Source organism: Catenulispora rubra (genome assembly GCF_015356825.1).
GTDB lineage: Bacteria > Actinomycetota > Actinomycetes > Streptomycetales > Catenulisporaceae > Catenulispora > Catenulispora rubra.
In genome coordinates, this window is sequence record NZ_JAACYW010000865.1 from 1 (window position 1) to 255 (window position 255).

1 protein-coding gene is annotated in these 255 nt (G+C 71.0%); it reads right to left on the bottom strand.

Annotation, left to right across the window (positions count from 1 at the left end):
• Positions 1-255, bottom strand: a 255-nt coding sequence (locus GWK61_RS55765) for a DUF3105 domain-containing protein (RefSeq protein WP_194922430.1), incomplete at both ends; no start/stop codon positions are given.

Here is a 255-nt window from a genome sequence, read left to right on the forward strand (position 1 = left end):
AGACGGCGCCGTGCTCCATGGCGTGGACGGCGTTCTCGTTGGCGACCGGCGCGGTGTAGACGCCGCAGTTGAGCCAGACCGGGGCGTGGTCGCCGCCGACCGGCGGGGTCTGCGGGTAGGTCACCGGCGTGGTGACGTGGTTGCGGCTGAGCCCGCTGAAGGATTTGACCCCGGCTATGTTCGCCGAGGCCTGCGAGGCCAGGACGACGGCGGTGATGGTGCCGACGATGCCGGCCAGCAGCAGGACCAGGATCC